The 7825-nt window shown below is 50.0% G+C and carries 12 protein-coding genes; 1 reads left to right on the top strand and 11 read right to left on the bottom strand.

Annotation, left to right across the window (positions count from 1 at the left end; genetic code table 11):
• The 9 genes from C3D30_RS18205 to fkpA all read right to left on the bottom strand — a co-directional run.
• The coding region (locus tag C3D30_RS18205) for a GTP-binding protein (RefSeq protein WP_000031706.1) at window positions 1-361 on the bottom strand (361 nt) is incomplete at its 3' end.
• A gap of 70 nt (window positions 362-431) precedes the next feature.
• Complete coding sequence (fusA, locus tag C3D30_RS18200) at window positions 432-2546, bottom strand: elongation factor G (protein ID WP_000124700.1); 2115 nt, start codon at window positions 2544-2546, stop codon at window positions 432-434.
• Between the two features lie 96 nt (window positions 2547-2642).
• Entirely contained in the window at window positions 2643-3113 is a 471-nt protein-coding gene (gene rpsG, locus C3D30_RS18195; protein ID WP_001138043.1) for a 30S ribosomal protein S7, read from the bottom strand.
• A 96-nt stretch (window positions 3114-3209) separates the two neighbouring features.
• Window positions 3210-3584 (bottom strand): 30S ribosomal protein S12, encoded by a 375-nt coding sequence (rpsL, locus tag C3D30_RS18190; RefSeq protein WP_000246815.1) that lies wholly within the window; start codon window positions 3582-3584, stop codon window positions 3210-3212.
• Between the two features lie 125 nt (window positions 3585-3709).
• Entirely contained in the window at window positions 3710-3997 is a 288-nt protein-coding gene (gene tusB / locus C3D30_RS18185; RefSeq protein WP_000903389.1) for a sulfurtransferase complex subunit TusB, read from the bottom strand.
• 7 nt (window positions 3998-4004) lie between these two features.
• Entirely contained in the window at window positions 4005-4364 is a 360-nt protein-coding gene (gene tusC / locus C3D30_RS18180) for a sulfurtransferase complex subunit TusC (RefSeq protein WP_000820726.1), read from the bottom strand.
• Window positions 4364-4750 (bottom strand): sulfurtransferase complex subunit TusD, encoded by a 387-nt coding sequence (gene tusD / locus C3D30_RS18175; RefSeq protein ID WP_001209683.1) that lies wholly within the window; start codon window positions 4748-4750, stop codon window positions 4364-4366. The genes tusC and tusD overlap by 1 nt, the downstream gene beginning before the upstream one ends.
• Complete coding sequence (locus C3D30_RS18170; protein ID WP_010357572.1) at window positions 4750-5472, bottom strand: helix-turn-helix transcriptional regulator; 723 nt, start codon at window positions 5470-5472, stop codon at window positions 4750-4752. The genes tusD and C3D30_RS18170 overlap by 1 nt, the downstream gene beginning before the upstream one ends.
• 167 nt (window positions 5473-5639) lie before the next feature.
• Window positions 5640-6452, bottom strand: coding sequence for an FKBP-type peptidyl-prolyl cis-trans isomerase (gene fkpA / locus C3D30_RS18165; protein WP_000838278.1), 813 nt, complete (start codon window positions 6450-6452; stop codon window positions 5640-5642).
• Window positions 6453-6671: 219 nt separating this feature from the next.
• On the opposite strand from fkpA, the gene C3D30_RS18160 reads away from it, so the two are divergent.
• The gene (locus tag C3D30_RS18160) at window positions 6672-6890 is read left to right on the top strand and encodes a protein SlyX (protein ID WP_001153620.1); all 219 of its coding nucleotides are present in this window, start codon (window positions 6672-6674) and stop codon (window positions 6888-6890) included.
• A gap of 48 nt (window positions 6891-6938) precedes the next feature.
• Here the strand turns inward: C3D30_RS18160 and slyD are convergent, their stop codons facing one another.
• Both slyD and C3D30_RS18150 read right to left on the bottom strand, forming a co-directional pair.
• A complete protein-coding gene (gene slyD, locus C3D30_RS18155; protein ID WP_000861336.1) occupies window positions 6939-7529 on the bottom strand; it encodes a peptidylprolyl isomerase in 591 nt (196 codons plus the stop codon).
• A 94-nt stretch (window positions 7530-7623) separates the two neighbouring features.
• On the bottom strand, window positions 7624-7824 hold the full coding sequence (locus C3D30_RS18150) for a YheV family putative zinc ribbon protein (protein ID WP_001007730.1): 201 nt from the start codon (window positions 7822-7824) through the stop codon (window positions 7624-7626).
• Window position 7825: the final 1 nt, after the last annotated feature.

Below are 7825 nucleotides of genomic sequence, written 5' to 3'. Positions count from 1 at the left end.
GGATGTGCTCACGAGTCTGCGGCATCGGGCCGTCAGTCGCAGCAACAACCAGGATCGCGCCGTCCATCTGCGCAGCACCGGTGATCATGTTTTTAACATAGTCGGCGTGCCCCGGGCAGTCTACGTGTGCGTAGTGACGGGTCGGGGTGTCATATTCAACGTGAGAAGTGTTGATGGTGATACCACGAGCTTTTTCTTCCGGCGCGTTATCGATCTGGTCGAATGCACGAGCAGCACCGCCGTAGGTTTTAGCCAGTACGGTGGTGATTGCAGCGGTCAGAGTAGTTTTACCGTGGTCAACGTGGCCGATAGTACCAACGTTAACGTGCGGTTTTGTACGTTCAAATTTTTCTTTAGACACGGCTATATTCCTTACTATAGTGCTCTCCCCTTCAGGAGAGAGCACGGGACTTTGGTATTAACCCTTAGGCTTATTTACCACGGGCTTCAATTACGGCCTGAGCAACGTTACTCGGCGCTTCATCATACTTCAGGAATTCCATAGTGTATGATGCGCGACCTTTGGTCAGAGAACGCAGCTGAGTTGCATATCCGAACATTTCAGACAGCGGAACTTCAGCGTGGATCTTAACGCCAGTAACTTCAGATTCCTGACCTTTGAGCATACCACGACGACGGCTCAAGTCACCGATAACGTCACCGGTGTTCTCTTCCGGAGTTTCTACTTCAACCTTCATGATCGGCTCAAGCAGAACTGGTTTCGCTTTCTTAAAGCCTTCTTTAAAGGCGATAGAAGCAGCCAGTTTAAACGCCAGTTCAGAGGAGTCAACGTCATGGTAAGAACCGAAGTGCAGACGAATACCCATGTCTACTACCGGGTAGCCTGCCAGCGGGCCTGCTTTCAGCTGTTCCTGGATACCTTTATCAACGGCCGGGATGTATTCGCCAGGGATTACACCACCTTTAATGTCGTTGATGAACTCGTAGCCTTTCGGGTTAGAACCCGGCTCCAGCGGGTACATGTCGATAACAACATGACCATACTGACCACGACCACCAGACTGTTTCGCGTGTTTACCTTCAACATCGGTAACTTTCTGGCGGATAGTTTCACGGTAAGCAACCTGCGGTTTACCTACGTTCGCTTCAACGTTGAATTCACGCTTCATACGGTCAACGATGATGTCGAGGTGCAGCTCGCCCATACCCGCGATAATGGTCTGGTTAGATTCTTCGTCAGTCCATACACGGAAAGACGGGTCTTCTTTAGCCAGACGACCCAGAGCCAGACCCATTTTTTCCTGGTCAGCTTTGGTTTTCGGTTCAACTGCGATGGAGATTACCGGCTCAGGGAATTCCATACGTTCCAGAATGATCGGCGCATCCGGGTCACACAGGGTGTCACCAGTGGTTACGTCTTTCAGACCGATTGCAGCAGCGATGTCGCCCGCGCGAACTTCTTTGATCTCTTCACGTTTGTTAGCGTGCATCTGAACGATACGACCGAAACGCTCACGTGCAGCTTTCACGGAGTTCAGTACGGTATCACCAGAGTTAACCACACCGGAGTACACACGGAAGAAGGTCAGGTTACCAACAAACGGGTCGGTAGCGATTTTGAACGCCAGTGCAGAGAACGGCTCGTCATCACTTGCGTGACGCTCAGCCGGAGTGTCTTTACCGTCGTCCAGGATACCGTTGATCGCAGGTACGTCAACCGGGGATGGCAGGTAATCAATTACCGCATCCAGCATCGCCTGAACACCTTTGTTCTTAAACGCAGAACCACAGGTTACCAGGATGATTTCGTTGTTCAGAACGCGCTGACGCAGAGCACCTTTGATTTCTGCTTCAGTCAGTTCTTCACCACCCAGGTATTTTTCCATCAGCTCTTCAGAAGCTTCAGCTGCGGATTCGATCAGGTTCTGGTGCCATTCGTTAGCCAGTTCAACCATGTCTGCCGGGATATCTTCGTATTCGAAGGTTACGCCCTGGTCAGCGTCGTTCCAGTTGATAGCTTTCATTTTCACCAGGTCAACAACACCGGTGAAATGTTCTTCAGCACCAATCGCCAGCTGCAGCGGAACCGGGTTCGCGCCCAGACGGGTTTTGATCTGGTTAACAACTTTCAGGAAGTTCGCACCCATGCGGTCCATTTTGTTAACGAACGCAATGCGCGGAACTTTATATTTGTTTGCCTGACGCCATACGGTTTCAGACTGCGGCTGAACACCACCAACTGCGCAGTAAACCATTACCGCACCATCGAGAACACGCATGGAACGTTCTACTTCGATTGTGAAGTCAACGTGCCCCGGGGTGTCGATGATGTTGATGCGATGCGGCTCATACTGCTTAGCCATACCAGACCAGAATGCAGTAGTCGCAGCGGAAGTGATAGTAATACCACGTTCCTGCTCCTGCTCCATCCAGTCCATGGTTGCAGCGCCGTCATGAACTTCACCGATTTTATGGTTTACACCGGTGTAGAACAGAATACGTTCGGTAGTAGTGGTTTTACCGGCGTCGATGTGCGCACTGATACCGATGTTACGGTAGCGTGCGATGGGTGTTGTACGAGCCATTTGTTTCCTCGTTTATCTTTTAGGCGTTCAATTTAAGTAGCCCAAAGCGGGCTGCTTACTGGAAGCGCCCGCCTGGTGACTAAAACTCCGAAGGGATTACCAACGGTAGTGTGCGAACGCCTTGTTGGCTTCGGCCATACGGTGAACGTCTTCACGTTTCTTAACTGCAGTACCTTTGTTTTCTGCAGCATCGGAAAGTTCGTTCGCCAGGCGCAGAGCCATGGATTTATCACCGCGTTTACGAGCAGCTTCAACGATCCAACGCATTGCCAGAGCATTACGACGAACCGGACGGACTTCAACTGGTACCTGATAAGTAGAACCACCAACGCGGCGAGACTTAACTTCGACAGTCGGGCGCACGTTTTCGAGAGCTACTTCGAATGCTTCCAGTTCAGATTTACCAGAACGCTGAGCCAGGGTCTCCAGCGCGCTGTATACGATAGATTCGGCAGTAGATTTTTTACCATCTACCATCAGGATATTTACAAATTTAGCCAGCAGTTCTGATCCGAACTTCGGATCCGGCAGAATTTTACGCTGACCAATGACGCGACGACGTGGCATGGAAATACTCCGTTGTTAATTCAGGATTGTCCAAAACTCTACGAGTTTAGTTTGACATTTAAGTTAAAACGTTTGGCCTTACTTAACGGAGAACCATTAAGCCTTAGGACGCTTCACGCCATACTTGGAACGAGCCTGCTTACGGTCTTTAACGCCGGAGCAGTCAAGCGCACCACGTACGGTGTGGTAACGAACACCCGGGAGGTCTTTAACACGACCGCCACGGATCAGGATCACGGAGTGTTCCTGCAGGTTGTGACCTTCACCACCGATGTAGGAAGTCACTTCGAAACCGTTAGTCAGACGAACACGGCATACTTTACGCAGTGCGGAGTTCGGTTTTTTTGGAGTGGTAGTATATACACGAGTACATACGCCACGTTTTTGCGGGCATGCTTCCAGCGCAGGCACGTTGCTTTTCGCAACTTTGCGAGCACGTGGTTTGCGTACCAGCTGGTTAACTGTTGCCATTAAATAGCTCCTGGTTTTAGCTTTTGCTTCGTAAACACGTAATAAAACGTCCTCACACAATATGAGGACGCCGAATTTTAGGGCGATGCCGAAAAGGTGTCAAGAAATATACAACGATCCCACCGTTACCAGGCGACCTGGCTGGTGTGCTTAACCGTAAGTCTGACGAAATCAGTATAGTCAATGGGAGTGATATCGTTCGAAATTCGACCAACCAAACCACGAGCGATGAGGTCTTCGTTCAGGGCATAGACCTTAATGGGGGCATTACGCAAACTTTCAAGGTAGCGGTTACCATCAGCTGCGGCAGTGACGCCATCCTGCAATAACAGCAGTTCATCCCCATCGCTGAGCAGACGCAGCAGCGCAGGAAAATCCGTCAGCCAGGGTGAGCGATGTAATGTATGCAGCATGTACGCCTCAAAATCTCAAAATAACATCGTAGTTGCCGAGTTCCCGACGCAATGCTTCTGCTTCGAGCGGAGTGACTTCTACAACAAAGGGTGTCTGGGGATCTAACCCACGTTCACGCAGTGAAGCCGCACAAACCCAGCACTGTTCAATGTCATACAGCCCCAGCAGTTTAAAGGTTGCGATATAATCACGCGCCAACACCACATCGGGCTTTTGCCCTGGCAGAAGCTGAAAAACGCCATCGGCAATAAAGAAGACGGCGAGTTCGTCAGTTAATGCGGAAGTCGCCAATAAAGCATCCAATCCTTCACGACCAGCAGCTGTACCATGAGGTGCAGTAGAAAAAACAAACGCAATTCGTTTCATCAGAACTGTACCACCCTGTCACAGGTCAGCGAGGCTTCAGCCAGAGCGCCAAGGCCACTTAAGGTAAAGCCCCGCTGGAGATTTGCAGATGCCAGACCGAGTCTTCCAGCTTCAGTTTCATCGACGATACCGCGACGCAATGCTGCCGCCACGCAAATATTCAGCGCCACGCCATGTTGTGTATTCAGTTGTTGCCAGCCGCGCACAAGGTCAAATTCATCACTTGCCGGAGAGGTCAATTGGTTAGCGTTATAGACCCCTTCCCGATAGAAAAAGACGCTGTTTAACTCATGGCCTTCTGCTATCAGCGCCTGCGCAAACTGAAAGGCACTACTCGCCTGTTGCGTACCGTATGCTGGCCCGGTCACCACGATGGCAAAACGCATTACTTATCTTGCCCCTGGAAATCACCGCTCTTGAACTGGCGGATGTAGAGATAGACAGTATGTTTGGAGATGTTCAGACGGTCAGCCACCTGGTTGATCGCGTCTTTAATATCGAAGATCCCTTTCTCGTAAAGATTCAGCACGATCTGGCGATTTTTAGCGTTATTGGCAACATTGCGATCGGCATTCACTTCTTCAATGGTGAACTCCAGCGTTTGGGTGACCAGATCTTCAACAGAAGACGCAAAGTTGACGCTTGAACCGACGTCCGGGGTTTCTGGCGGCACAAAGGTACTCATGATCTGCGAGAAGGGAACATCAAGATTCATATTGATGCACAGCAGACCAATTACACGCTGTTCGCGGTTACGAATGGCGATAGTCAGGGACTTCATTAAGACACCGCTTTTGGCGCGAGTAAAATAGCATTTAGAAACGCTGCTATCCGCCCCCGTCATATCGTGCAGCATACGCAGCGCCAGATCGGTAATCGGCGAACCAATCTTCCGGCCTGTATGTTCACCGTTGGCAATACGAATGGCTGAACATTTTAAATCCTGCAAAGAGTGCAAAACGATTTCACAGTGGGAGCCAATGAGCATCGCTAACCCGTCCACCACAGCTTCGTAGGATTTCAGAATATCAAAATCGGTCTGGTCGAAAGGACGTTGATCCAGTAAATCCAACTCACTGGTTTCGTTGGTTAAAAGCGACCTGGACATGAAAAAAAACACTCCTTTTCAGGAGCCTGTCGTTAACTTTTCAGGGCAGGCTCATTAATGATGCGGGTAACTAAATTAATACAGCGGAGGTTCCGCTTTCCAGCACTAATTATATCCGGCCTGTAATAAAAAAAACCGCCGCCTGGTCAGGCGGCGGTTTTTAATGCTTATTTTTTAGCAGAATCTGCGGCTTTCGCATCGGCTTCTGGCTTCGCATCAGCCTTCGGCGCTGGTTTCACATCCAGCAACTCTACGTCAAATACCAGAGTAGAGTTTGGTGGGATCCCCGGAACGCCCGCTTTACCGTAAGCCAGCTCTGGTGGAATAACCAATTTGATCTTGCCACCTTTCTTGATGTTCTTCAGGCCTTCGGTCCAGCCAGGGATCACGCCGTCCAGACGGAAAGAGAGCGGTTCACCACGGGTGTAAGAGTTATCGAACTCTTTACCGTCGATCAGCGTACCCTTGTAGTTCACTACAACAGTATCGCTGTCTTTCGGTGCTTCGCCTTTACCGGCTTCTACTACCTGATAAACCAGGCCAGTCGAAGAGGTTTTCACACCTTTCTCTTTGGCAAATTTCTCGCGGTACTCTTTACCTTTAGCTTCGTTATCAGCCGCGTCTTTTTCCATCTTCGCCTGGGCAGAAGACTTCACACGAGCTTCAAATGCTTGCAGAGTCTGTTCGATCTCTTGATCGGAAAGTTTGCTCTTATCAGCAAACGCATCCTGGACACCAGCGATCAGCTGATCTTTATCCAGCTTAATGCCCAACTTTTCTTGTTCTTGCAGAGAATTTTCCATGTAACGACCCAGCGAAGCACCCAGTGCGTAAGCTGATTTCTGATCGTCATTTTTGAACGCTGCTTTGCTGTCAGCAGTTGTAGCAGGTTTCGCCGCTTCGGCAGCAAAAGTAATTGGTGTATGCAGGGCAACGGCCATTGTGGTCGCCAGCAGCGTTACTTTAAACAGTGATTTCATCCATATCTCCAGGATCGGGGCATCTCACCCCAGGGTTAACTATTATCAGAAAGGTACTATAAAGCGTTGTCGGATAAATCTACATACAGACACGCCCTATTATCATCTATTTTCAGACTCTTTTTGTTTAAATTAGTTTCGATGTCGCGAAATGAGTGCTGTCTCTGGCAGCAAAGTTAAGTAGAATCCGCAGCGATCATTCGACCAAAGAGGTGAACCATGCAGGATTTATCAATGGAAGCACGCCTGGCAGAGCTGGAGAGCCGACTGGCTTTTCAGGAAATCACCATTGAAGAACTGAACGTCACGGTGACCGCTCATGAAATGGAGATGGCAAAACTGCGCGATCATCTGCGTCTGCTGACCGAGAAGTTAAAAGCCAGCCAGCCGTCGAACATCGCATCGCAGGCTGAAGAAACGCCACCGCCACATTATTAAGGCGAAAAAAAAGCGGGTAATTCCCGCTTTTTTGATACCTTTTCGGTATTAGTGGCAACCGCAACCGCCGTTACCTTTACCACCACAGCAGCCTTCGCCACCGTGTTCATGACTGTGATCGTGGCCATGACCACCGCAGCAACCGTCATGGTCGTGATCGTGGTGATGATCGTGCGCGCCATGAACGTGACCATGAGCCAGTTCTTCTTCAGTCGCTTCGCGAATCGCCACAACTTCAACGTTGAATTTCAGGTTCTGACCCGCCAGCATGTGGTTACCATCAACCACGACGTGATCGTCTTCAACCGCAGTGATCTCAACCGGCACCGGGCCCTGGTCGGTTTCAGCCAGGAAACGCATACCTACCTGCAGTTCATCAACGCCCATAAATACGTCTTTAGGAACGCGCTGCACCAGGTTTTCGTCGTATTGACCGTAAGCGTCGTTCGCGCCAACAGCTACATCAAATTTGTCGCCAACTTCATGACCTTCCAGCGCCGTTTCCAGGCCAGAGATCAGGGAACCGTGACCATGCAGGTAGTCCAGCGGCGCACTCACCGGAGACTCATCAACCAACACACCGTCTTCTGTACGTACCTGATAGGCCAGGCTGACCACCAGGTCTTTTGCTACTTTCATGATATCTCCTGAGCATGGGAAGAATAGTGGCGCAGATTGTATCGGAATTCTGCTGCCGTGTACTCACTAGCTTAAAAAAACTCGGCGCATATCGCTAGTCCGGATGAAAAATCCCAATCACTTGCTCATCTTTGCGAACGTGATCGCGGGCTTCTTTATCGGCTTCACGCATCTGATGCCCACACTTAACACATTCAACAATATCAATATTATTTTCGCGCCACATCGCCATTGAGTCTTGCGCCTGACAGGCTGGACATTTCGCGCCAGCAATAAAACGTTTTCGGATTGCCATC

The sequence above is a fragment of the Escherichia sp. MOD1-EC5433 genome (assembly GCF_002966005.1).
In the GTDB taxonomy this organism is placed as follows: Bacteria; Pseudomonadota; Gammaproteobacteria; order Enterobacterales; family Enterobacteriaceae; genus Escherichia; species Escherichia ruysiae.
The sequence above is the reverse complement of the archived record's forward strand: the minus strand, read 5'-3'. Positions and strand labels throughout refer to the sequence as shown.